General features: G+C 48.3%; 19 protein-coding genes. 13 read left to right on the top strand and 6 right to left on the bottom strand.

From position 1 onward, the window contains the following. Positions 1 to 19: 19 nt before the first annotated feature. The 3 genes from ASF12_RS07065 to ASF12_RS07055 all read left to right on the top strand — a co-directional run bounded on the left by ASF12_RS07065 (position 20) and on the right by ASF12_RS07055 (position 3,911). A complete protein-coding gene (locus ASF12_RS07065; RefSeq protein ID WP_056031402.1) occupies positions 20 to 1,918 on the top strand; it encodes a sensor histidine kinase in 1,899 nt (632 codons plus the stop codon). Next, on the top strand, positions 1,908 to 3,500 hold the full coding sequence (locus ASF12_RS07060; protein ID WP_235533066.1) for a response regulator transcription factor: 1,593 nt from the start codon (positions 1,908 to 1,910) through the stop codon (positions 3,498 to 3,500). The genes ASF12_RS07065 and ASF12_RS07060 overlap by 11 nt, the downstream gene beginning before the upstream one ends. A 90-nt stretch (positions 3,501 to 3,590) precedes the next feature. Beyond that, complete coding sequence (locus tag ASF12_RS07055) at positions 3,591 to 3,911, top strand: HesB/YadR/YfhF family protein (protein ID WP_442952504.1); 321 nt, start codon at positions 3,591 to 3,593, stop codon at positions 3,909 to 3,911. Positions 3,912 to 3,935: 24 nt separating this feature from the next. On the opposite strand, the gene ASF12_RS07050 is transcribed toward ASF12_RS07055, so the two are convergent. Further along, on the bottom strand, positions 3,936 to 4,334 hold the full coding sequence (locus ASF12_RS07050; protein WP_056031399.1) for a hypothetical protein: 399 nt from the start codon (positions 4,332 to 4,334) through the stop codon (positions 3,936 to 3,938). Positions 4,335 to 4,644: 310 nt separating this feature from the next. Between ASF12_RS07050 and ASF12_RS07045 the strand changes: the two genes are divergently transcribed. Both ASF12_RS07045 and ASF12_RS07040 read left to right on the top strand, forming a co-directional pair. Continuing rightward, on the top strand, positions 4,645 to 5,649 hold the full coding sequence (locus ASF12_RS07045; RefSeq protein WP_056031396.1) for an ABC transporter substrate-binding protein: 1,005 nt from the start codon (positions 4,645 to 4,647) through the stop codon (positions 5,647 to 5,649). A gap of 56 nt (positions 5,650 to 5,705) precedes the next feature. After that, a complete protein-coding gene (locus ASF12_RS07040; protein ID WP_056031393.1) occupies positions 5,706 to 6,596 on the top strand; it encodes a YwqG family protein in 891 nt (296 codons plus the stop codon). A gap of 98 nt (positions 6,597 to 6,694) precedes the next feature. Here ASF12_RS07040 and ASF12_RS07035 read toward each other — a convergent pair whose 3' ends face one another. Beyond that, the gene (locus ASF12_RS07035) at positions 6,695 to 8,677 is read right to left on the bottom strand and encodes an AraC family transcriptional regulator (RefSeq protein ID WP_056031390.1); all 1,983 of its coding nucleotides are present in this window, start codon (positions 8,675 to 8,677) and stop codon (positions 6,695 to 6,697) included. A gap of 171 nt (positions 8,678 to 8,848) precedes the next feature. Between ASF12_RS07035 and ASF12_RS07030 the strand changes: the two genes are divergently transcribed. Beyond that, entirely contained in the window at positions 8,849 to 9,205 is a 357-nt protein-coding gene (locus ASF12_RS07030; protein ID WP_056031387.1) for a GIY-YIG nuclease family protein, read from the top strand. Between the two features lie 85 nt (positions 9,206 to 9,290). Here the strand turns inward: ASF12_RS07030 and ASF12_RS07025 are convergent, their stop codons facing one another. Together ASF12_RS07025 and ASF12_RS07020 are read right to left on the bottom strand one after the other, a co-directional pair. Next, positions 9,291 to 10,577, bottom strand: coding sequence for an MFS transporter (locus ASF12_RS07025; protein ID WP_056031380.1), 1,287 nt, complete (start codon positions 10,575 to 10,577; stop codon positions 9,291 to 9,293). Between the two features lie 105 nt (positions 10,578 to 10,682). Then, the gene (locus ASF12_RS07020; RefSeq protein ID WP_056031377.1) at positions 10,683 to 11,138 is read right to left on the bottom strand and encodes a MarR family winged helix-turn-helix transcriptional regulator; all 456 of its coding nucleotides are present in this window, start codon (positions 11,136 to 11,138) and stop codon (positions 10,683 to 10,685) included. 705 nt (positions 11,139 to 11,843) lie between these two features. Here ASF12_RS07020 and ASF12_RS07010 point away from each other — a divergent pair. From ASF12_RS07010 to ASF12_RS06995, 4 genes are all read left to right on the top strand, one after another. Further along, on the top strand, positions 11,844 to 12,437 hold the full coding sequence (locus ASF12_RS07010; RefSeq protein ID WP_056032957.1) for a TetR/AcrR family transcriptional regulator: 594 nt from the start codon (positions 11,844 to 11,846) through the stop codon (positions 12,435 to 12,437). Between the two features lie 3 nt (positions 12,438 to 12,440). Further along, the gene (locus tag ASF12_RS07005) at positions 12,441 to 13,190 is read left to right on the top strand and encodes a (S)-benzoin forming benzil reductase (RefSeq protein WP_056031371.1); all 750 of its coding nucleotides are present in this window, start codon (positions 12,441 to 12,443) and stop codon (positions 13,188 to 13,190) included. Between the two features lie 130 nt (positions 13,191 to 13,320). Further along, positions 13,321 to 15,291, top strand: a complete 1,971-nt coding sequence (locus ASF12_RS07000) for an AraC family transcriptional regulator (RefSeq protein ID WP_235533065.1) — start codon at positions 13,321 to 13,323, stop codon at positions 15,289 to 15,291. A 15-nt stretch (positions 15,292 to 15,306) separates the two neighbouring features. After that, positions 15,307 to 16,350 (top strand): NAD(P)/FAD-dependent oxidoreductase, encoded by a 1,044-nt coding sequence (locus ASF12_RS06995; protein WP_056031364.1) that lies wholly within the window; start codon positions 15,307 to 15,309, stop codon positions 16,348 to 16,350. Between the two features lie 86 nt (positions 16,351 to 16,436). On the opposite strand, the gene ASF12_RS06990 is transcribed toward ASF12_RS06995, so the two are convergent. Further along, a complete protein-coding gene (locus tag ASF12_RS06990) occupies positions 16,437 to 17,918 on the bottom strand; it encodes a methyl-accepting chemotaxis protein (RefSeq protein ID WP_056031362.1) in 1,482 nt (493 codons plus the stop codon). 47 nt (positions 17,919 to 17,965) lie between these two features. After that, positions 17,966 to 18,538 carry a GNAT family N-acetyltransferase gene (locus ASF12_RS06985; RefSeq protein ID WP_056031359.1) on the bottom strand — a complete coding sequence of 191 codons (573 nt, stop codon included), beginning with the start codon at positions 18,536 to 18,538 and terminating at the stop codon, positions 17,966 to 17,968. Between the two features lie 349 nt (positions 18,539 to 18,887). Between ASF12_RS06985 and ASF12_RS06980 the strand changes: the two genes are divergently transcribed. From ASF12_RS06980 to ASF12_RS06970, 3 genes are all read left to right on the top strand, one after another. Further along, positions 18,888 to 20,834, top strand: coding sequence for an ABC transporter substrate-binding protein (locus ASF12_RS06980; protein ID WP_056031356.1), 1,947 nt, complete (start codon positions 18,888 to 18,890; stop codon positions 20,832 to 20,834). A gap of 158 nt (positions 20,835 to 20,992) precedes the next feature. Next, entirely contained in the window at positions 20,993 to 22,588 is a 1,596-nt protein-coding gene (locus ASF12_RS06975; protein WP_056031348.1) for an AraC family transcriptional regulator, read from the top strand. A 101-nt stretch (positions 22,589 to 22,689) separates the two neighbouring features. Continuing rightward, positions 22,690 to 23,649 carry an ABC transporter substrate-binding protein gene (locus ASF12_RS06970; protein ID WP_162241883.1) on the top strand — a complete coding sequence of 320 codons (960 nt, stop codon included), beginning with the start codon at positions 22,690 to 22,692 and terminating at the stop codon, positions 23,647 to 23,649. Positions 23,650 to 23,689: the final 40 nt, after the last annotated feature.

Raw genomic sequence — 23,689 nt, 5'->3', positions numbered from 1 at the left:
AGATGGAAGTGAGCCTAACGTGGGAAGGCAAATTCGGAACTATTTTCAATCGACGGCTTATTGGCTGGGCAGAAGATCGATGCAAAGTCGACTCGTCGCCGCGTATGTTTTTATATTGCTGTTTCCAAGCATTGTGGTGTCCAATTATTTGTTTGGGGAAATTAGAGACAGCCATATTAATGAGACGCTTCGGCAGGGGCAGTATTTAGTGGAGCTGGAGAAGGTAAATATTTTGAATCAAATTGAAGCGATGGAGCTGGCAGCCCAGCTTACGATATTAAGCGCGGATATTACCGAGTATATATCTACACACAAGGAATTTACCACGGAGGAGCTGCTTGATTTATATTGGGGGCCGCTGACCGATGTTATCCATATTCAAACGAACAATCCGAACATCGCCCATTTGCGCCTGTTTGCAGACAATGACTATATATCGGAAATGTGGCCGATTGTGTTTCATGAGCGGCGTATTCAGACGGAGCCTTGGTATTCAGAGCTTGCGGAGCTGGATGGCAAGGAGCTGTGGGTGTTTAAGGAGGAGGACGCCGATATTTTGCACCGGAATGTGACGGATGTGCATAATCAGATGCCCAAGGTTTCTCTTATGCGGGTCGTCCGGGCAGGGAGTGAACGGATTGGCGTCATTCAGGTGGAAATGCTGCTGAAGCATTTTGCGCCTAAAGCCTTTGCAAGCTTGCAGGATGAGGGCTCGCAGATGATGCTGGCCGACAGCAAGGGAAGCATCGTGCTCGATGAGCTCCAAGCCTTCGCGGGCAAGGGCAGCAATCCGAAGCTGCGCACAGCCATTAAGGAGCAGTTCGCCGCAATGAAGGAGCTTGGGCAGCAGGAAATACGTTTTACCGTTGATGATCATCCTTATTTGCTCATTCGTACGCCCGTAGAGCAAGCGGAAGCAGAGCTGCTTCATGTCATTTCCTTGGAGTCGGTGTATGAACGCGTATCGAAGGGGCAATTTCGAATTATGGCGGTTAATGTGGGGCTCATTGGCTTGCTGTCCATTATTACGTATATGATGAATGCTATTATTCTTAAAAATTTGCGGCGTTTAACCGACGCGATGAAGAAGGTCAGGCGAGGCGAGACGCCGGCGGGACTTCCTCTCAGCGGAGGCGGGGAAATTGGCGAGCTGGCATTCCATTTTAACAAAATGATGCAAACGATTAATGAACTGATTGCCCAAGGCGTAAGGAAGAAGGCGCTGACGAAGGAAGCCGAGCTGCGGACGCTGCACAGCCAGATTGATTCCCACTTCTTGTACAATACGCTGGAAAATATAAAAATGCTGGCCGAAATTGAAAACCAGCGCCTCATCTCTGACTCGCTTACGTCGCTGGGCGGCATGATGCGCTACAACTTTAAGTGGTCTGGCGAATATGTGCGCTTGCAGGATGAAATTCGCCATATTCAAAACTATATCGACGTCATGAATATTCGCTTCGACGAGCCCATCGTCCTTGAACGGAGCATGGAGCCGGGCTTGCTGGAAGTAGAGATGCTGAAAATGTCCTTGCAGCCGATTGTTGAAAATGCGCTTAAGCATGCCTGGCCAGAGCTGGGAGAGGAGCAGCGCCTCATCCAGATTGCCGCATTCGAGCAGGCGGAGGGCGGAATCGTCATTACGCTGCGCGATAATGGCGAAGGAATCGCTCCGGAGCCGCTTGCGTTGCTGAATGAACGCATCCAGCTGGAGCGGGCGGGGGAGCGCCTGATGGATGAATATGAACGAAGCGCAAAACCATTGTACGGCATAGGGCTGCGTAATGTGCATCAACGCATCCGCATTTATTACGGCAAGCCCTACGGGCTGCAGGTGCGCAGCGAGGAAGGCCAGTTCACTGAAGTTATGTTGACGCTGCCCAAGGTGCTGATTGCAGGAGGAGGGGATGACGATTAAGAAGCTGCTGATCGTGGATGACGAGAAAAATATAAGAATCGGCCTGAAAACGATGATTGAGCGTGAGTTTCCAGATTACTACCATATTCGGCTAGCCATTCATGGGGAGGATGCATTGGCGCAATATGAGAGCGAGCAGGCGGATATCGTCATTACGGACATTCGTATGCCGGTGATGGATGGCATTGAGCTGATCAAGCAAGTGATGCAGCAGCCGGAGGAGGAGCGCAAGCCTGTTTTTATTATTTTGAGCGGCTATGATGAGTTTACGTATGCGAAGGCGGCGATTGAGTACCAGGTCAGAGATTATATTTTGAAGCCGATTCGCCGGGATGAGCTGTTCGAGGCGCTGCGCAAGAGCGAAAGTATTTTGCAGGCACAGGCAGAGCTTGCGCGCAAAACAGCTGAGGGAGACAAATACCGCGAGCAGGTTCGAATGAGCCGCCTGAAAGAGTGGCTCATTCAAGGAGAGCTGCTGCAGGGGCAGGAGGAGGAGCTGCGTCCTGATAATGATATGCCCTTCGAATCAATCACCTTGCCATGCCATGTTGCTGTTCTAAGCTATAAATCCGAGAATGGGGAAGCGGTGAACCGCAATGAGCGGGGGCAGCTCATCGAGAGTATGCTGGAGCAGCTTGGAGGGACGGTCGATGCTTCTTTTGTGGATGGCGGGGGAAGGCTTGTCCTAATTGGAGGGCTGGCCGCGCAGTTCCACGAGCTGCTGAGGCTAACTGGCGGCAAGGAGCTGGAAGGGCTGCGTTTGGGACTAAGCTCAGAGGCGGCTAGGCTTGAGGATTTGCGCAGCTGCTATAAGCAGGCAGAGGAAGCGCTGCACTATTCCTTTCTTTATCCCAGCAGCCGCCTGCTCCAGCATCAGGATATTTGCGCGTCGCAGCGCCGCATGCATCCGCTGCCGGATGAAGACATTCGCAAGCTTGGCAATATGCTGGGCACCGAGCGGGAGAAGGAGCTGCAAGCGCTGCTTAAAGCTATTTTTCGTATCGAGGAATTGGCTGATATAGATATCGGTTATTTGCGCCAGGTGGGCAAGCGAATGAATGAGCAGGTGCTCGATGAAGTGTTCCGCCTATACGGAGAAGCGTCTATTGACGTGCTGAAGCTGTATCGCAGAGTCGGCAGCATGGACAATTTTCGCAGCTTTCACGACTATTACCGCAGTCTGGAGCATCTGCTGTACAGCGTAAATGAATATGTGAAAGGCATCCACTCTGCCTATAACGAGCATGCGGAAATTAACGCGGCTATCGCTTATATGGAGATGAACTACGCCCGGCCGCTCAATATGGCGGTTGTCAGCAATTATGTCGGCCTCAATTATTCTTATTTCAGCGAGGCGTTTAAGGCACATACAGGAGAAAGCTTCGTCTTGTTTTTGAAAAAGCTGCGTATCCGCAAAGGTAAGGAGCTGCTGGAGAGCACAAGCGATAAAATGCAGGACATCGGTAGCGCTTCAGGCTTCGAGAGCAGCAAGCAATTTACCCGCGTGTTCAAGGAGCTGGAGGGGATTTCTCCGCAGGAATATCGGCTTAAGGTTAAAGCTGCTGCCAGCTTGAGCGAATAAACGATAAAAGCAAATATTTGCAGCTGCATTGACACCAGCCCGCCAATTGGCGATGATGAAGGTATTCGTACATGAAGGAGCATCATTTAAGTGGCGAATATCGAATGGAAGGGGCTGACACATATGCAATTAATCGTTGAGCAGCCAGCGGCGAGCTGGTATAAGCAGCAGTTGGAACTTAAAAATGGAGAGTCGGTCAGAATATTTATAAAGCTTGGCGGCTGCAGCACTGTAGTGCCGGGCTTGTCTCTAGGCGTTAATAAGGAACTGCCAATAAATCCGGGGCTCAGCGCTACCGTTGAAGGAATTACCTTCTTCATGGAGGAAGCCAATTTGTGGTATCTCGACAATAAGGGGCTGCGCATTACGTTCGACGAGCAGCATGAGGAAATTGACATGATCGTGGAATGAAAAAAAAAGAGAGGCAGGGGCCCGTCAAGGCTCCTGTCTCTCTCGTTTCTCGGACTCTTCTCCATTGCCGCCAGCAAACAGCGAGGTCATAAACTTCACCTCTGGATAGGCTTCGCTTGGTCCCTCCAGCAGGCTGTCGCCTTTATTTTTCAAATAATGGTCGAAGAAGCTAAGGGTATAGGCGTTAATAATTGAAGCAACCCGGTCCGTACTCCGCTTCCCGGTCATGCCAATTTGCCGGAGTATGGGGGTAAGAAACTGCACATCGGCAAAATTATAATGCTCTGCGCCTGCTACATACACAACCTGTCCTCCGTGATCAGCGACGCTGCCCATATGCTTAAGCTGTGCCCCGACATCGCGATAAGCCCCGCTGTGAGTGCCAGCATAGCGGCGATTCCAGCATAAACGGTGCCCCTCCAAAACCTCGTTAAATGAGGAAGAGCGGTCTGTTTGAATGAGGCATAATCAAACCGTCCCTTTTGTGAAATTTCCTCAAGTACTGACGAACAAATCACAGGTGAGGTTAATCCTATTTTATCCTGCCAAAAACGCCTGAACTATAGTTGTTCCCTTACAAAACGGGACATCCAAGCTTACAGTGTTGTCATGTAGCCTCGTCGTTGTTTTCCTGTCATGTGAAATAGCAGAAGCCTGTTTTGTCCATTGTGCTGGATGGCAGCATCCAGTATATTGATAATGATTATCATCAAACAAAAAGAGGGGTTTTCACATGTCTGCGAAACAAGTCAGAATGTTCATTGCCGCTATACTGCTATTAACCTTCGGTTTATTAACAGCTTGCGGCTCTACGGGTGGTGTAGAAGCGACGGAGTCGGTACCAGCTTCAACCGAGTCAACCGAGTCTGAGACGGCTGAACAAGCTGCAACAGCTGCGACAGAGGCAGCAACACGCATCTACAAGGATTTTAGCGGGCATGAAGTTGCGATTCCAACACATCCGCAGAAAATCGTCATGCTCGGCGACATTCCAGGGGATTTGCTGGCACTGGGCATTACACCTGCCGGGAACGATTGGGTGAACGAGCCCTACATTTATAAAGATGATTTGGCGGGGGTTGTCGATATTGGCTACCCGCATAATATGGAGAAGGTGCTGGAGCTTGCTCCAGACCTGATTTTGCAGGCTGGATATGGCGGGCCGGATGACACCGAAATTTTTGAGAAAATGTCCAAAATCGCGCCCACGGTCATCTTCAATAGAGATGCGGCAACGTTTGATCGCTTGCGAGAGGTTGCTGACATCGTCAATAAGAAACAGGAGGCGGAGGCTTGGATTGCCAGCTATGAGATTAAGGCGAAGGCGATGTGGGATAAAATCGGCTTGAAGCCGGGAGAGTCGGCAACGGTCTACCTAAGCCTGGCTGGTGACTTCTATGTCATGGGCCATTTCAGCTTAACAATGTCGCTGTACCAGTCAGGCGGCTTTAGCCCAAGCACGAAGGTACAGGAGCTCATTGATAAGAAGGAAGTATTCTCTCTTATTTCAATGGAGGTGCTGCCTGATTATGCGGGGGACCATGTGTTTTTACTCAGTTCACCCGGTACAGATGATGAAGTGGAAGCGAAAAAGCTGATGGAAGGCCCGCTTTGGAAGTCGATCCCCGCTGTTAAAAATAATCAGGCTTATACGGCTGATATTAGCTGGAATGCGAGTGATCCCATTACAATGGAACGTTTTCTGGAAGAACTACCGAAAATTATGGGCATGAAGTAGGCAATCGTTTACAATAGACGAAGGGTCTACATATTTTCCATGAGGAGCTTGATTTTATGCCATTAACAAAACCAAATCAGGAAAAATTGGAACACTTGCTGCAAGAACAGGAGTATACCCATGCCTTGGACTACTTAATGAAGCATGCCCGTGAAGGCGTGCGTTTGGCGAAGCGAAATTTAGCGGATTATTCTAAAACCTGCGTATCGCGAATTGGCGGAGATCCCGATCTTCCTGATGAAATAGAATGGCCGCTTGATCAAGAGGGCACACCGATGACTTTTTTGGCGCAGCTGCGTCTGGAGGAATTGGCACCGCATGATGCGGCTTCGCGGTTATCGCATGGCGGCATGCTTTATTTTTTCTTAGGAGTGGATGAGCCCGCTTATCATATTGACCATTTCGTCCTGCATTTGAAAGACGAACAGCTTGCAGGTGCCAAGCGCCGCCTTGCTCCTGAGGAAACGTCACTGGAGGATGCGGACTATACAGGCTATGAGGTGGTGGGCCGAGCTTCTATTGAGCTTCCAGGCTATGGCTATGTTGATGAAGAGCAAGTAGAAGATGATGAGCATGATTATGAGGAATACGAGGATTTAACCGATGAATTGAGCGGCAGCGAAGATGGCGATCTTGCCGTCATGTTTGGCTATCCGGCAACGCAGCATGGCGACTGCGAGATTGAGGCGGCGCTGATGCTGATGACGGGCAAGCATTATGAATACAGCCCGGATAAGGCGATGAAGCAGCTCGCGGACCACTTCGGAGGCGATGAAGGACAGGCTGAGCAGGAGGTTGCGGATACGCTTGTGCTGCTAGCTCTTGATTCGGATAATGACGTAGGCTTCTGCTGGTGGGATGCCGGGGAACTGCAATTTTATATACGCAAAGAAGATTTGCTTGCAGGGAATTTCACGCGTACGTATTGTTCGCTGTATTCCAGCTAAGGGAAGCTAACGGCGTATAATTGTGAAGCGAAATGAGAAAAAGCATGTTCACCGGCATCAAGCTGCTGGCGAACATGCTTATTTAAGTTGGGCAGGCGTTAAGCCTTGTCACCTATAAAGCTCTCAATAATAAATTGCAATTGAGCTTCCAAGGAGATGGGATCATTGAAATAAGAGCCTTCAGCGTTAATGAAAAAAACTTGATTTTGCTTCACAGCAGGAAGCCCTTTCCATAGGCTGCTCCCGTAAACGACGTCCGGGTCCCCATCGTCCCAGCCCCAATTGCTGGTGAAAATATAGTCCCCGGCATACTCCGGCAATTGTTCAAGGGATAAGCTTGAGCCAAACTCGGCGCCATCAATAAGAGCTTTTTGAATAATAGCAGGAGCCTTCAGGCCAAGATCGCCATACAGGATTTCTCCGCCCCTGCCGCCTTTATTGCCCCAAGCATAAATGCCTTTCGCATAAGGCTGCAAAATCGAGACGGTTTTGTCTCCGACAACCTCCGTAATTTTAGGCTTAACCTCGGCGATTTTTGCATTCCATTCTTCAATCCATGCTTGTGCGACCTGTTCACGGCCGGTTATTTTTCCGAACTCGGTTAACAGCTCCGCAGGGGTGCCTGCTCCATATTTAAGCCGTACAACCGGAGCAATTTGCTCCAGCTTCTCATATTCGCTTTCCTCCAGAAAATCAAAGACGATAATTAAATCCGGATCGAGATGCAGGATAGCCTCCAAGTTAGTGCCATCCCCGAGATCCACAATTCCATCCAATTTGCCTTCATGATAAGGGTTAACGAGTGCTTCTCCCAAAGCAGCGACTGGCTTCAAATCCAGCTTAAGCAAGTTTCCGATGGCGCTGCCTGTCAAATCAACGATCCGTTCCGGGTTGGCAGGTATGGTTACCGTTCCTTTGCTATCTGTATAGGTTTTAGTTGCAGCAGAGCTGCTGGCTGGAGAGGCTTCCGCCGACGGCTGGCTTGAGCTTTGTGCTGCAGGACTGCTGCTTGTCCCAGGCTGATTAGCGCCTGCGTTTGTTGCGCCAGAGCAGGCGCTTAACAGTAAGGTCATACATAGCAGCAGAGCTGCCGCCATGGAATAGGGCTTGTTTATTTTTGACACAGAAAATCCTCCACTTCGCGTTGAATGATAATGATACTCGTAATCATTCACACTATAGCACTGTGTATAAGGAGGGACAATGGCAAATTTAGTACGAAATGCAGGCGATTTTGGTATAGGGCCGTTTTGCTGGTATTTGGCTCTAAACTCGGATAGCGGCAGCCCATAATATTTTTTGAAGCTGCGGCCCAGCGTATGGGCGTCGGGATAACCGACAAGCTCCGCCGTTTCTTGAAGGGAGGTCTCGGTTTGCGCCAGCAAGTCGGCAGCCTTCCTTACGCGGATTTGAGTCAGCAGGCGGATGGGGCTCTCATTCATTTGTTTTTTGAACAGCTTGGTTAAATAGCTTACACTGCAATCGAACAGCGCCGACATCGTTTCCAGCGTAATAGGGTCCCTGTAGCTTTCCTGCATATAACGCAGCATCTGAGCCAATAAATCCGGGCGAGCCGGTTCAATTCCTTGACGCTGCATTTGCCAAAGCAGCTCATGTACAAATTGATAAAATAAAGTCCGCGCGTGGAACAGATGAAGAGGATCAGGCGTCATCCACGCTGAATGCATCTTACCAAGCGTCTCTAACAAAGGTAAAGGATATAACGGCACAAAGCCGTAAACATATTGGAAAGGGCGGTTCAAATCATGGTGCTGCATTAGCTTATGTGAAGGGGCCAGCATCAGAACGGGCTTGTACAGAACAAGGTAATACGTGAAGGGCTCTTCTGCTTCGATGGTGAGATACGCACTGCGTCCGCCGTGCAGGACATGAAATCGTTTCATGTGATGCTGGGATTGATCCAGCTGTACATGTGCACTGCCGTCAAGGACATAGAGAAAGGCGTTGGACGGCAATCGGTAGGGGGACAGCCGTTCTCCAGCTTCCAGCTGGGCATGGCGAAAATCCATTACTTTCACAGAAGCATGATTCCAGAGCATTATATGGTCATCTAGTTTCATTGCAGTGTTTTATCCTCCTAAGTAGGGCCTTATTCTTCTTTCTTTATTATATGGATACTTATTTTCAGCGTAAATAAGCGAGGGCAGAAAGAAGGGGGAAATTTGAAATGGTGTTGCGGCGGGTTTTGTGGTAGTATTTACTCTTATATTGAATGAGGACGTGAGCAGCGCGTGATTAATATTACGATACCAACACCGGATGTAACGATTGAGAAGCAAATTTCTCCTGAGCTGAGCAATATTTATGGCTTTACTGATTTTCACCTGATTCCCCGCGACAAGGGCGGCATCTTCATGTTCTACAACAAGAGCAAGGAGCTGCTGTTTGTCGGCAAGGCAAGAAAGCTGAGACCAAGAATCAAGAAGCATTTTGAAGATTCGGTATCCCCAATGAAACCGCATCGCGACGAAGTGACGACGATTGTGGTTTGCATCATTGAAGAGCCAGTGGATAGAGAAATTTACGAGACGTATATTGTGAATAAGCTAAGAGCGAAATACAATGTGGACAAGGTGTTTTTCAAGTAAGCGTCAAGGAAAACGTTTAAGATTGAAAATAAGCCATGAGCATCGTCTGTCGAGACGTTGTTCATGGCTTATTTTTTCGCATCTGTTATGCTGCTTGAGCGCCAGCAGCCGGGTTTCTTCTAATGCGCAGCGCCATTAATGCCGCGAAGAAGCATACAAATCCGGCGATGACGAACGCTTGCGAATAGGTGCCGAACCAATCGCGCATAACCCCTGCACCATAGGCCGCGGTAGAAGCGCCGAGCTGGTGGGCAACGACGATCCAGCCGAAAATCATGCCGGATTTCTCCTTGCCGAACGTTTCGCCAGCCAGCTTGGCGGTCGGGGGAACCGTTGCGATCCAGTCGAGACCATAGAAAACGGAGAACACGACAAGCATGGCTGGCGTCGCGGTAAGCGCATAGGGCAGAAACAGCAGCGACAGGCCGCGCAGCCCATAATACCAGAACAGCAGCTTGCGGCTGTCAAAATGGTCGGATAGCCAGCCAGAGATCGTCGTTCCGAACAAATCGAACAGACCCATCATGGCGAGCAGGCCGGCAGCAGCAACCTCCAGCATGCCATGGTCGCCGCAAGCGGCAATCAGATGGGTGCCGATTAAGCCGTTGGTAGAGAAGCCGCAAAAAAAGAAGGTGCCAGCGAGCAGCCAGAACGTCGAATTTTTCATAGCCAGCCAGAGATTACGCAGCGGAGTCAGAAGCAGGTTCCCCGTGAATTCGGCTGGTTTTACGATTTCGCTGGAGCCGTAGGGAGCGGCACCAACATCATAAGGGTGGTTGCGCATCCAGATGGCTACGGCAGCGAGAACAAGCAGAACGCCCGCTATAGCTGCAAAAATAGCATAGCGCCAGCCGAAATCAGCCGTCATTTTTGCAAAAAGGGGCAGAAACAGCAGTTGGCCGGTAGCAGCGCTTGCTGTCAGCAAACCAATGACTAGGCCTTTGCGCTTAACAAACCACATATTGCTGACCGTTACGCCAAGCACATTTGCCATCATGCCCGTAGCAAGGCCTGAGACCAGCCCCCACAGCAGGTTGAACTGCCATAAGGCGTGGATGAACGGTGTGGCTGCCAGGCTGACGGCAAGCAGCGCGAGCGAGCTTATGACGACTTTGCGCACCCCGAAGCGCAGCAGCATGGAGGCGGAAAATGGCCCGACTAAGCCGTATAGCAAAATGCCCATGGAGATGACGCTGGAGATGCTGCCGCGGCTCCAATGGAACTCATTTTGAAACGGGACAAGCAAGATGCTCGGCAGCGAGCGGATACCCGCCGACACGAGCAGTGTGGCGAAGGTCAGCAGTACAATGATCCAGCCATAATAAAACCGGGATTTCGGCTGCAGCTCAGCTTGCGAATGAAGAAGGCTCATATAAATCGATCTCCCTTTATATTTTTGTTGTACATACAAAATTAAAAACCATGCAAAATAGCCGGTGCCACGCTTGAAGTGGCTTATACAACCGGCATGCACATTCTAGCGCTCTAGCTGCTCGCTCGCTAATTCATGAGCATGGGTTAGCTGGTCAGCTAGCTCTTTGCCGAGAATCGCTTGATATTTTTCCTTCAGTGTGTGTGAAGCTTGGCGTAGTGACGGTACCAGCTCCTTGCCCTTGTCGGTTGGATAGACGAGCACGGTTTTGCCCTGCACTTGGCGCTCCACCAGCTGCTTTCCCTCAAGCTTATCTATAAAACGCGTCAGAGTGGAAGGGGTAATATACAGCTTCTCCGAGAGCTCCTTCTGCGTAATGCCTGGCTTACCGACGACGAGGCGAATCAAATAGCCATAGGCTGGCGCAAGTCCCGTCGTCGCAAAGGCTTCATCCGCCATTCGCGTTATTGCCCGGCTCAGGCGGTTCGTTGTGAAATACATGCAGCTATGCAAAAAAGCATCATCCTGCTGCACGGCATCGGTTTGAGGCTGCTCTGTCATAAATATTCCTCCTTCTTTTATTTTGTATGTACAACGAAAATAAATGATTTGGCTGCGTTTGTCAATCCACAAGCTGGTTGACCTACTGAATGTTTTTTTGAGGCACTAAGTTGAAAAATGGGATTAATTCCTTCTATTTTTGATGAGGTGATGTATAATTAATTGAAAATAGGCATGATTTATTATACATTTATTTAGGAGGTTGTATGGGAACTGCAATTCTTTTTATAGCTTTTGGTTGGATGGTGCTTATAATTATACTATTGCTTAACAGACTAATGAAGAATGAGCTTTTTGCTCGAAGAAGAGAGAATATAGGCATGTGCATAAATGGCATTCTGCTAGCCGTATTGTTCACCTTTACAAGAGATGCTGCTTATGTTCCATTTATCACGATCCCATTTATGATTGTATTTATAGTCCTGCTCTGCATTGTTGTGTCTAGGACACGGAATAATAGCAATACATAGCAATAATACACTGGAGCTATACGCAAAAATAAAAGGTTGCCCTGCTTACGCCTATTATCAGGCATGAGCAGGGCAACCTTTTTAACTTGCTCTTAAATGAAATGGGACGCTTTCAGCAGATGCTGCCGTTACTTAATATATTTTTTAACTATCGGTAGTTAAATTATTGACAGACTGTTTTCCTGTCGCTTATAATCATTTCCAGCAGGATGGATGAAGAAAGGTGCGGAATGCCTTGAAGAAGAAGGAGCTTACAACGAATCAAATTATAGAGGCGGCATTTGAGCTTTTTGCCGAGCACGGCATTGAACGAACGAGCTTAAGCATGATTGCGGGCAAAGTCGGCATTACGAAGCCGTCGATTTATTATCATTTTTCGACAAAGGAAGAGCTGGTCAGCCGGATTTATTCGCATCTTTTTGAAAATCATTATTTCGAAAGCTATTTTCAGGCGGACTTTGCTGCGGCAGGGGATTTCAGGCAAGCCTTGTATGAAGGCGGCTTGAAAATGCTTCCCGATGGGAGTAAAGAGCATGCCGCCTCTTTAAGGGTGTTAAGTGAATTTATGCTGCTTGCGGAGCGCGATGAGCTGTACCGGTCACTTCTCGGAAATATGCAGCAAAATTTTCTGAACGGCTTCCATGATCTATTGATGAAGGGTGTGGAGCTGGGAGTGGTAGCACCGCAAAATGTCGTATACAAAGCCCATATGCTGGCCTTAGTTATTGATAATTTATCCCGATGCATGATGATGAAAGTTGCGATGGAGTACCATGAAGTATGGATGGAAACGGTCAATAGTGTATTGATAGACGCTAAGGGGGAATAACGAATGAAAGTTTTTTTCATTACGGGCACATCTAGAGGCATTGGCGAGGAACTTGCTAATCAGCTGTTGGCAGAGGATCATCATTTATTTTGCCTATCGCGGGCGGAAAATGAACAGCTAATTGAGCGGTCGATTCAGAAAAAGACGAGCATGACCTATTATCCTTTCGATTTGAATCATCTGCTGCATATTGAGCATATGTTTACGGTGCTATTCAGCATGATTCCGCAGGATACAGAAATCACAGGCCTCTATTTAATTAATAATGCGGGAATGCTAGCTCCGGTGGCGCCCATTGAACAAAATCCAGCTCAAAGCATCATTGAAAATGTGAACATTAATTTGCTGGCTCCGATGATTATAACGGCTAATTTCCTCAAGTTTGCCCAGCAGTACCAAGTGGATAAGCGGATTATGAATATTTCCTCTGGATCTGCCCGCTATTTGCTGCCTTCGCAAAGCTGTTACAGCACTTCGAAAGCGGGTCTGGATTCTTTTTCAAAAAGTGTGAGCTTGGAGCAGTCGGTTCAGCCATTTCCAGCCAAGGTCGTGTCCGTCTATCCGGGGATGATCGATACCCAAATGCAAGCGGAGATGCGTTCATTATCCAAAGCGGATTTTCCCTACGTTGATCAATTCATTCAAATCGCGGAAGAAGGCAAGCTGCAGACACCTGAATACACGGCGGCAAAATTAATTGAGCTGCTGTTTAGTGAAGATTTTGGCAGTACCGTCGTGGTTGAAAACTTATAATCTATGAGAGAGAATCATTATCATTTATAATAGAGGGAGTTGTTGCGACAGTTATCTCGTAGAGCGATCCAGCATACGGGAAACTGAGGAGAGGAATTGAAACGGTGCGATGAGTATAGAAGATCATATCTTGTTATGGAACCACGCGTTAGTTCGAATGATGGATGTTCGTCATATCAGGATGGAATTTAATGAGAAGCTGCCGGCTTATGACTTGCCCGCGAGTGCGTTCTTGTTGACGGCGCGAGGCAGTGCAAAGGTTTCATTGGATGGCCATATGAGCATGGTTCGGCGGTTTCATGTGCTGCATGGCGGCAAAGGAGCCCGGCTGGAGATCGAAGCCGAGGATGTATTTGAATATTATTTAATTTTGTATAAAGCGTCATTAGTGCCACCTTTCCGGCGCGAGCTGCAGCTTCTTATGGAGCGGGAAAATCCGTTCCAACAGCAATATGATTTTACACCGCAATATCCGGTTGAATTGCTGGACAAGGTAAAGCGGATGCATCGTGAATGGAGCAGGCTGAATACGCTGGAAAAGCTGCATGCCAAATCGCTGTTTTATCAATTTGTGTATGAATTGCTGTGGCAAATACAACGGCAGGGCTTGGAGACGGACAGTCCAGATTTATCGGAGCAAGCCATTCGTTATATGACGGACAATTATCAGCACAATATTACGATTGAGTCGCTGGCGCAGCTGCTAAATTATAGTCCGCAATATATATCCAGAAAGTTTAAGGAGCAGACGGGAAACAGTCCAATCAACTTTCTCATCATGCTAAGAATGGACAAAGCGCAGGAACTGCTGTTGACGTCGGATGCTACCTTGCAGGAGGTTGCCGCTTCTGTGGGCTATCCCGATATGTTTTATTTCAATCGGATGTTTAAAAAGCATGTGGGCGTAGCTCCCGGCCAGTACAAAAAACGCAAGCTTGCCGGCGGCAAGATACAATATTCTGCAAAAAAATCGTTAACATCCTCCATTGTGAAACGTGTCGCTCAACGATATATTGGTGATGAGTATGAAAATCATTATCAATATAAACCAGAGGGGGATTTTACGTTGTACAGAGGTACGAAAACATCTATGACAGCAACTTTATTGCTATGTCTCATGCTGCTGCTAAGCGCTTGCGGCACAGGAGGCACGAATACGACGACGGCAACAGCAAACGGGGGAAGCCAATCGGCGAACGTACAGCCAGCAGATGCTGCTCAAGGAGGAGCCGCTGATGGCCAGCAAGGCAGCACAAATCAAGCGAGCTCAGCACCAACGGAAACAACTAAAACGGTATCCACCGTGTTCGGGGATGTTACGATACCAGTAAATCCTAAACGAATCGTAGCGATAGACTATCTGGGATCTCTCGTCGCTTTAGGTGCGAATCCGATCGGTTCATCCGAGTGGCTTATGCAAAACCCGTATTTAAAGGATAAGATCGATGGTGTTGAAAATGTGGGGGATTCCATTGAAAAGGTTATGGAAATGGAGCCCGATCTGATTATCACATTGACAGGTGATCAAAAGAAATATGAATTGTTAAGTAAAATAGCTCCAACAGTTAGTGTTCCCTATAATAAATTCAACAATGTTCATGAGGAAATAAACTATTTCGGCGAGCTGCTTGGCGTTCAGGAAAAAGCAACCGCTTGGCTGGACGATTACGATACTCGTATAGCTGCCGCTAAAGCGAAGGTGAAACAGGCGCTTCCTGAGGATGCGACGGTTAGCGTGCTTGAAGATCAGGATAAATCGATTTACGTCTTCGGTAATATTTCTGGCCGGGGCGGACGTGCAATCTATGAGGCACTGGGGCTCAATCCGCCAGTAGGACTTACTAAAGAGATTATGAAGGAGAAATATTACCCGATTTCGCTGGAAAAGCTGGGCGATTTCGCTGGTGATTATGTTGTCTTGACCAGTCCGAAAGCATTGGATGAATACAAGTCTAATCCGTTATGGAGCCAATTGGATGCGATAAAAAATGATCGTGTGTTTCTATGGACAGAGGATCAATCATGGTTCCAAGATCCGATCGCGATGCTGTCTCAGGTTGAAGAGCTGGCAAATTGGCTGATCGAGAAATCGAAGTCCTAGATTGGAGGAAGCAGAGTGACACAATCCACAGAGTTATACGATGTAACGATAATCGGCGGGGGCCCGGCTGGCATGTACGCGGCCTTCTATAGCGGTATGCGCGATATGAAGACAAAGCTGATTGAAGCCAAGGAAGAGCTTGGTGGAACGATGCTGATTTATCCGGAAAAAATGATTTGGGATGTTGGCGGCGTGACGCCGATCCTATGCAGGCAATTGATTGCGCAGCTGGCACAGCAAGCGCGGACTTTCGATCCGACCCTTGTATTTGGACAGCAGATTGTCGGTCTGGATCGATTGGAGGACGGAACCTTTCTCCTTACAGCGGAATCGGGAGAGACGCATTGGACGAAAACGGTCATTCTCACGATCGGCTACGGCATTCTGAAAATGTCGAAGCTCGATATTGAAGGAGCAGATCGTTATGAGGTGAGCAATCTCCATTACACGGTGCAGGAGCTTGAACCGTTTCGCGGCAAGCATGTTCTGATATCCGGCGGCGGGGACTCGGCGGTAGACTGGGCAAATGAGCTGGAGCCGCTGGCGGCCAGCGTTACGATTATACACCGCCGCGAGCAATTTGGCGGACATGAGAAAAATGTTGTGCGGATGAGACAGTCCACGGTTAATGTTAAAACGCCATATGCGGTTACTCAGCTGCATAGCAAGGATGGTAAAGCAATCCATCAGGTGACTATCAGTCAGGTGGAGAGCGGAGAGACAGAAACGCTGGACGTTGATGCCGTAATTGTAAATCATGGCTTGAAGAGTGATTGTGGAGCTATTCGTGAATGGGGATTGGATATTGGCGTTCGTAGAGTAAAGGTAAGCAGCAAGCTGGCTACGAATATTCCGGGTGTTTTTGCTGCCGGAGATTTTGTAGATTACGAATCAAAGCTTTATTTAATTGCCGGAGCGTTTACCGATGCGGCCTTTGCCGTGAACAGCGCCAAGCTGTATATGGAGCCAAAAGCCGACGAGGTTGCTTATGTTTCCTCGCATAATAGCAAGTTCAGAGAAAAAAATCTGGCGCTTGGTGTTCGGGAAGAAGACGCGTAAGAAGGGAGAGTGCTCCGTTGGGTAAAGTGGGCAGAAGCCGAAGCATCGGCTTTGCCTACACTATTACGGGTATTTCTTATATCAGGCTACTGCTTTGCTACCATCGCCTTGAGCTCTGACAACAACTGATCCAGCTGACCGTACTCCTGCACCATCGTATGGATCTTCACATCCTGCGTCTCCATACTAGCATGAACCTCTTCAACGGAAGCCATGTTCTGTTCAGTCGTAGCAGCAATATTGACCATCTCATCGACCATGCTTGCATAACGCTCATGCAGATCACCCGCAGAACTGCCTACTGTATCAGAGTGCTGCCTCACGAGCTCCATATTTTCGCTGATGCGATCAATAAGCTGCTGTACCTGACGTGAAACATCCCTGCTGGTTGTCACTGCTGCTTGTCCGCTTGTTACCTGCAGGTGAACAGCGCTGATTTGCGAACGAATACCGGATAAAATCGTCGTAATTTCATGTGTCGCAGCTCTTGAACTATCGGCAAGCTTTCGTACCTCGTCGGATACGACTGCAAAACCTTTGCCATGCTCGCCTGCCCGTGCTGCTTCAATGGCGGCATTAAGCGCCAGTAGATTCGTTTGCTCTGCAATATCGCTGATCGTTCCGACAATCGAGCTTACGCGATCATTTTGCTCATTAAGCTGGTTCATCATGTCGACTGTATGCAGGATGATCGCTCTAACACGCTCAATCTCTTCTGATAGTGCAGCCATTTGATCCCGATTTTCCACGGTCAACGCGGCATTGTCTGCAGAATATTGTCGCAGCAATTCCGTTCCATCAAGCAAGCGCTTGACGGCCGTGTCTATCATCTGCGTCGTATCGCTAATATTCATAATGGTTCCCGTCTGGGTCTCAATGGCAGCTGACATGGCCGAGAAGGTCGTCGTTACCTCTTTGGAGATTTCTCCGGTAGAACGAACCGTCGCTTGCTGGCTGCTGCTGAATTCGGTAAGCACAAGAATCGAGGATTCCAGCTTGGTAAGCAGCGCCTCCGCCATATCCTTGGAGGCTACTGCCTCGCGCTGCTTGTCTGTTACCTGCTTCTGCAGCCGCTGGGTGAAGCTGGCCGAGAATGCTAGCGCCCCTGTTGCAAACATTAAATACAAATACAAATAGGCGAGCGATTCTCCTGGGAATAGCTTAGGCTGAAGCACAGGGTTCATAAATAAATAAGTGCTCAGCGCTGCTCCCAGTATGCCTGTGAAAATAATAGGCCGATAATCGGCGTACAAGGTGATGATTGCGAGATTAACATAAACAATAAAATAAGTGCTTACGACTGGATTCGGATCGGAAATGATAAGGAAGGAGACAACTATCGTTAAAATGCACGGAACCATATACTTAATATAGTCTGTAAGGATACCTCTATAAGTCATAAAAGTGACTATAGCACTCGTTCCACCTCCAACGAGGGCAAGAAAAAGAATCATATTTTTATCCAGACCGATAACAATATCCGTGACCACTCCTAGAAAGAGCACGCCCCAAAGAATTTTGATTAACAATCGGTTCCGCTTATCAAGCTCCGTTAGTACTCTCTTCATACGTAAATCCACCTTTTTATAATTTGTAAAGCTAAGCCGATTCAGTTCTAGACTCCTGCGTTGCTAGCATGTGCAGTGAAAACGCCCTGCTGCGAATAGGAAAGCCAATTATATTTTTGTTTATTCGAATAAATTTGCTCCACATTTAATACCATTGGAACCACATAATCTCCTTTATAAAACACCTTCTCTCCAAGCTTCTCTAACGGCACCTTGAAAGTAACCCGCAATGCCCTAAAAAATACAGGCTCCAGCAACGAAACATAATATTTGATCTGCCGTTCCTCCGCAGTATAGACAAGGGAGGAGAGCAGCTCAGATATGTATTGTTGCCCACGATACGGCTTTAATAAGGCTATTTTGTCAATTTCCGCAATTTCTCCCTGTGCGCCTATCAGCTCCGGGTGCTCCTGAAAGAATCCGGCTTCGTTAATCGTGCTTGCAGCACTGTACGGCTTAATCTCAGCCGTGCCTACATAATGTCCCTCCATCGTGACAATCATAAGTCGCTCAAGTGCTTGAGCGGAAAACTCAAGATCAAATCCTTTCTCCCTCCAGACAGTTGTCCAAACACCATTAAACATCGCCAGCTCCAGCTCATTCTCCACTCGCTTAAACATACGTATGGTCTCCTTTGGTTTTTTTCTTTCTCCCAAGTGAATTATGTATATAGATTATTTATCGGGATAATCCACTTAATAATGTACATGCGTTAGATAATTACTTACTTTTCGTCTATTTGCAAAAATCATCAGCTTTATATCTATCCTTTCTTTACAAATCGAGGGTTCCAATATGGATCAGTCTGCTAAATTATTGATTCAAATAGAGCTTCGAATCCATATTAAGTTATTGAAAATCCGAGCGGCAAAAAGAAAAGCAATAGGGCTGACGTACTTGCTGCTTGGATGTTATCCTTTATAATAAAGGATGCAGGTTCAGCATTTATTTTCGTTTCGAGGTGTTTTTATGGAATGGCAGGATACTATCCAATTATGGAACCGAAGGCCTGTTCAAGTGCTGGATATTCGCCATCTTACGATGAAGCCGGGAGAGAAGCGGTTAGCCTATCGGCTTCCTGCAAACGCTTTTGTATATGCCAATCAAGGCAATGCGAGGCTAGTAATGGAGGAGCTAGAAGCTCCTTGCGATAATGGTTATTTGCTGCATAGTGGAAAAGGCGCCAACCTGAGCATATGGAGTGGGGATGAGCCGTTTGACTATTATTTAATTTTGTATAAACCGCTGGTCATGATAGGCAATCAAGTAAGGCATGGTGATTTAGAGCAGCAGGATGTGTTCGGGAGGCGCTATGCCTTTGAGGTGATGCATGCTATGTCGCTGCTGTCGTTGCTGGAGCAGATGTCTCAGCTGTGGGCAAGTAGCGAGGAGCTTGATCGGCTGCAGGTAACGGGAATTTTCTATCAATTCGTGGTGGAACAGTTTCGCCAACTGCAAATGGTGAAAGCCGAAGCTACAGTACCAGATTTACCAGAGCAAATCGCTGAGTATATTCACGAGTATTTTCATAAAACGGTAACGATGGAAACGATGGCTGGGAAGTTCCATTACAGCACGCATTATTTAGCAAGGGTGTTTAAGCGCAAATTCGGCTGCAGCCCCATGGAATATTTGATGCAAACTCGGATCAATCGAGCCAAATATCTGCTCACGGAGACGGATACGCCGATTCGCAGCCTTGTTGAAAAGGTGGGCTATACCGATATTTATTATTTCAGCCGCCTGTTTAAGAAGCTGACAGGAGTAACTCCTACACAGTTTAAAAAGCTTAATTTGGGCTCAATAGGTTCAATTCGTCCAAAAATGATGCCCGAATCGCACATTGCCCCTCAAGCTGGACAAAGCTATATTGGTAACAGCGAGAATCATTATCAATATAGCGCTTGGAGAGTGAATGAAATGAAGTTAGGTTTTAAGCCATCTTTTGCCGTTACATTATTATTTAGCTTGTCGCTGCTGCTCGCTGCATGTGGCGGTACTGCTGCAGAGCCGCAGCAGAGCGCACAAGGAAGCAATGCTCAGCCAGGTGCAACTGCTACGGCTGATACAGCAGCAGAATCACCAGCAGCAACGACAAGAATGTATAAGGATGCACTTGGACGTGAGGTGGAAATTCCATCGAACCCTAGCAAAGTGGTTGTTATCACCTATGGCGGCTATTTGCTGCCGCTTGGCATACAGCCGGTCGGTGTTGATCAGGCGGTGCTTGATCATTATCCAGAAGAGCTGGCAGGCGTTGCTAGCATTGGTGAAGGGCTTGGCAATGTCGAGGCCGTTTCTGCGCTTGAGCCGGATTTGATTATTTTACCGGAATACCATGACGCATCGGCGTACACCCAGTTTGAAAAGATCGCGCCAACGGTAGCTGTCTCATGGGGCGGCGATCCAGATATCATCAATACGCTGCGGGACATGGGCGATATTATGAACCGCAAGCAAGAGGCGGAAGCGTGGATTACGAAATTTGAAGCGAAGCTGCAAAGCGTCCGCGATCAGCTTGAAGTAAAAGTGACGCCAGGCGAAACGGCTATCACCTTTATTCTTTACCAAGGAGAGCTGTTTCTTGGAGGCGAAGGCGGTACGCTTGGCAAATTGATTTATGAGGATTTCGGCTACCAAATGCCGGAGCAGTTCAAGCAATATTCGGATGGCGGAGCCGCCCTTTCCATGGAATCGCTAGCGGATCGCCCAGCCGACTATTTCTTCACGCAAATGACCGACGAGGAACTGGTCGACATGAATAAGCTGTTCCAGGAGCCGCTATACCAATCCATCCCTGCGATCAAAAATAATCGGATTATCAACGTAACCCGCGATAAATGGAACTTCGGCCCTTATTTGGCGGAGCAAGCGGTTGATGAGATGATTGAGAAGGTAGCCCAGCTGCAGAAATAAGCAGGTATCATCGATCCTGAGTTTGAAAATAATGCTGAAAGTCCGGGAGCTTACCTCCTGGGCTTTTTTTGCTTTCTACACCGTCCAGCTTCCCGGCTGTCTTTCTGCTAAAATAGACGTAACCAATCCTTAAAATAAAAGCATATAAGGTGAACATCATGGAACAGAGCCGGGTAATGGCGCTAGCTTTAATTGAATCCCATATCGAAATGAAACATATTCAATATCAGCGAATTGATGGGGAGCAGACGATAAGGCTTAGGTATGCGGACAGCGGAGGTCTGCTGCTTGTAGCAAGCGGAGCAGGCATTTTAGAGGACAGCGGAATGAAAAGAATGCTGCATCGAGGGAGCTTTTGCATCAGCATGCAGGGGGCTGAGCTGGTTGTTACGGCAGAGCAGGAAGAGCCGATGGGGTTTTATGAGCTTGCTTTTCGGCATGATGCATTACCGGACATTGCCGTATCTTGCTATTATGCGGAGTTGTCCAAACGTGCCGCCGGGTCGCTTATTGACCGCGTGAAGGAGCTGTATGTGAATCGTCTTTACGATGGGACATTGGAGCGATTCCGCCTGCAAATTGATTTTCAGGAGCTGCTTTACAGGCTGCTTAAGGCTGTCGAACAGAAGCCGGGCCTCAGCCAGCGGGAAGTGCTGCTCCTCACTGCCCGCTATATGGAGCAGAATTTTCAGGAGCCGTTATCCCGCGATAAAATGGCCGATATGGCTGGCATGAGCGCACCGTATTATTCGCGCGCCTTCAAAAAGGCGCTGGGCAAAACCCCTCAGGAATATTGGACCGGGATTCGGCTCAATCAGGCGAAAAAAGCGCTGATCCAAGGCGCAGACAAAATTAGTGAAATTGCCGAGTACGCCGGATTTGGCGAGCCCTATTATTTTAGCCGAGTGTTCAAAAATGCTTTGGGAGTTTCGCCAACGACTTACCAGAAGCAGCCACGCCGGAAGATCGCTTGCTTATATCCGCCTTTTATTGATGCGCTGCTGGCGCTGGGGGTGGTACCCTGTGCAACGATGATCGATCCCGATCATCCGCTGAGCGGACGCTTGCAGGCTTCCCTGCATTTGGGAAGCTTGGAGGAGAATTTCGGAGAACGGGAAGCCATACTGCTGGCGGCACAGCCGCCTGAGCTTATTTTGTGCAGCGATTATATTCACCCTGATCAGGAGCAACTGCTGAGCCGAATTGCGCCAACCGTGACTGTAACCTGGCGGAGAGAGCGGCGGGCCGACCTGCTGGAAATTGCGGGCTTGATCGGAAGAAGAAGGCTTGCCGAGCAGCTGCTTGCAGACTTTGAGCAGCACGTAGCAAGTGCACGTGAACAATTAAGCCGGATTTTGGCGGGGCACAGCGTAGCTATGTTGAGGTTCCATGCTCAGCAGCTTCGCTTGTATGGCGGACCAGAGCAGGGCTTCGTCGGTCCCGTCCTCTATGGCGATTTATTGCTGGAGCCACCGCAGCTTGTTCGGCAGCTGACTTGGGATAAATGGTGGGCAGAGCTTGATCCCTCGCAGCTGCCAATGCTTGACACCGATCATTTGCTCCTCGTCATTGACCCGGGTATGGAGGAGGAAGCTAGCGTTATTATGGCGAGTGAAGCTTGGAATCAGCTTCCTGCTGTCAGGAACGGGCAAACCTATAAAGCGGACTATTATACGTGGATGAGCATCGGTATGGAGATGGATAAGCTCAAAATAGCAGAAGCGCTGAATTTGTTCGTCTATGGCCGCCAATGACACAAATGTCCTATAAAAAAAGTCGATTTGTCCTTGGGGAAATGGTGAAAAAAGAATATAGTGATAACGATTATCATTATACTCAGGGAGTGGTTACAGGCATGTTTAAGGCAGGGGCGTTGCCCGGCATAATGCTGGCGCTAGTTATTTTATTTACAGGATGTGGGGCTGCGAATAGCAGTTCGACGGAAGCAGAAGCAGTGAAGGAGCCCATTTCAACGGAGGCTGCAGTATCAGCCGATCGGGTCGTTACGGATGAAATCGGACATGAATTGACAATTCCAGCCGAGCCGAGCAAAGTTATCGGCATCTATTTAGAGGATGAATTGACAGCTTTGGGCGTTACCCCGATTCGCCAATCGCGAATTGGTTCATGGAGCAGCCAAGACTATTTGGGGCTTACGGTTGAAGATATTGATATTGATGGAGATGTCGAGGCGTTTGTTAAGGCGGAACCAGATCTTATTTTGACCAATGTGTATGATGAGAAGCAGTATGAGCATTTGTCTAAAGTTGCTCCGATGTATGCTTTTACGGATGCACGCGAAGACTGGCGCGCGACGATTCGCACACTCGGCGATTTACTTGGCAAGAAGGAGCAGGCGGAAGAAGCAATCGCGGCGTATGACCAGAAAGCAGCCGCTGCTGCCGCTGCTCTAAAAGCGGCTATTGGTGATGAGACCGTTGCTATTTTGCGTGTTCATGCCAAGTCGCTAAGACTATATGGTGGGCCAGGCTATGCAGGTCCTGTTCTATACAACGAGCTTAAGCTGACGCCGAGCAAGCTGGTGCAAGAGCTCGTTCTGGATACCAAAATCGAAGGCGCGTTCGACTTGTCGCTGGAGATGGTTCCGCAGCTGGATGCCGACCATATTTTTCTGACCGTAGATACGGGCGCAGAGCAGCAAGCGAAGGAGTTGCTTGAAAGTACATTATGGTTAAACCTGCCTGCTGTTAAAAACGGTAACATTCACGAGGTTAATTTTGGAACATGGATGAAGAGCGGACCGATCGCTGACGGCAGTAAAATCGACGATGTGCTCGCGGCTCTGATTCCTTAGCCTGGCTTTAGGAAAATCGTTGATAGATTCTATTTCAAAT

It is taken from the genome of Paenibacillus sp. Leaf72 (assembly GCF_001422685.1).
Taxonomy (GTDB): Bacteria; Bacillota; Bacilli; order Paenibacillales; family Paenibacillaceae; genus Pristimantibacillus.
The sequence above is the reverse complement of the archived record's forward strand: the minus strand, read 5'-3'. Positions and strand labels throughout refer to the sequence as shown.

What these genes read in the sequence shown, in the direction of transcription:
- ASF12_RS07040 (WP_056031393.1), top strand. Translation starts at nt 5,706, where the DNA reads ATGCCATTAACAAAACCAAATCAGGAAAAATTGGAACACTTGCTGCAA.
- ASF12_RS06985 (WP_056031359.1), bottom strand. Translation starts at nt 18,538, where the DNA reads ATGTTTAAGCGAGTGGAGAATGAGCTGGAGCTGGCGATGTTTAATGGT.
- ASF12_RS07005 (WP_056031371.1), top strand. Translation starts at nt 12,441, where the DNA reads ATGAAAGTTTTTTTCATTACGGGCACATCTAGAGGCATTGGCGAGGAA.
- ASF12_RS07045 (WP_056031396.1), top strand. Translation starts at nt 4,645, where the DNA reads ATGTCTGCGAAACAAGTCAGAATGTTCATTGCCGCTATACTGCTATTA.
- ASF12_RS06970 (WP_162241883.1), top strand. Translation starts at nt 22,690, where the DNA reads ATGTTTAAGGCAGGGGCGTTGCCCGGCATAATGCTGGCGCTAGTTATT.
- ASF12_RS06975 (WP_056031348.1), top strand. Translation starts at nt 20,993, where the DNA reads ATGGAACAGAGCCGGGTAATGGCGCTAGCTTTAATTGAATCCCATATC.
- ASF12_RS07060 (WP_235533066.1), top strand. Translation starts at nt 1,908, where the DNA reads ATGACGATTAAGAAGCTGCTGATCGTGGATGACGAGAAAAATATAAGA.
- ASF12_RS07035 (WP_056031390.1), bottom strand. Translation starts at nt 8,677, where the DNA reads ATGAAACTAGATGACCATATAATGCTCTGGAATCATGCTTCTGTGAAA.
- ASF12_RS07025 (WP_056031380.1), bottom strand. Translation starts at nt 10,577, where the DNA reads ATGAGCCTTCTTCATTCGCAAGCTGAGCTGCAGCCGAAATCCCGGTTT.
- ASF12_RS06990 (WP_056031362.1), bottom strand. Translation starts at nt 17,918, where the DNA reads ATGAAGAGAGTACTAACGGAGCTTGATAAGCGGAACCGATTGTTAATC.
- ASF12_RS06980 (WP_056031356.1), top strand. Translation starts at nt 18,888, where the DNA reads ATGGAATGGCAGGATACTATCCAATTATGGAACCGAAGGCCTGTTCAA.
- ASF12_RS07020 (WP_056031377.1), bottom strand. Translation starts at nt 11,138, where the DNA reads ATGACAGAGCAGCCTCAAACCGATGCCGTGCAGCAGGATGATGCTTTT.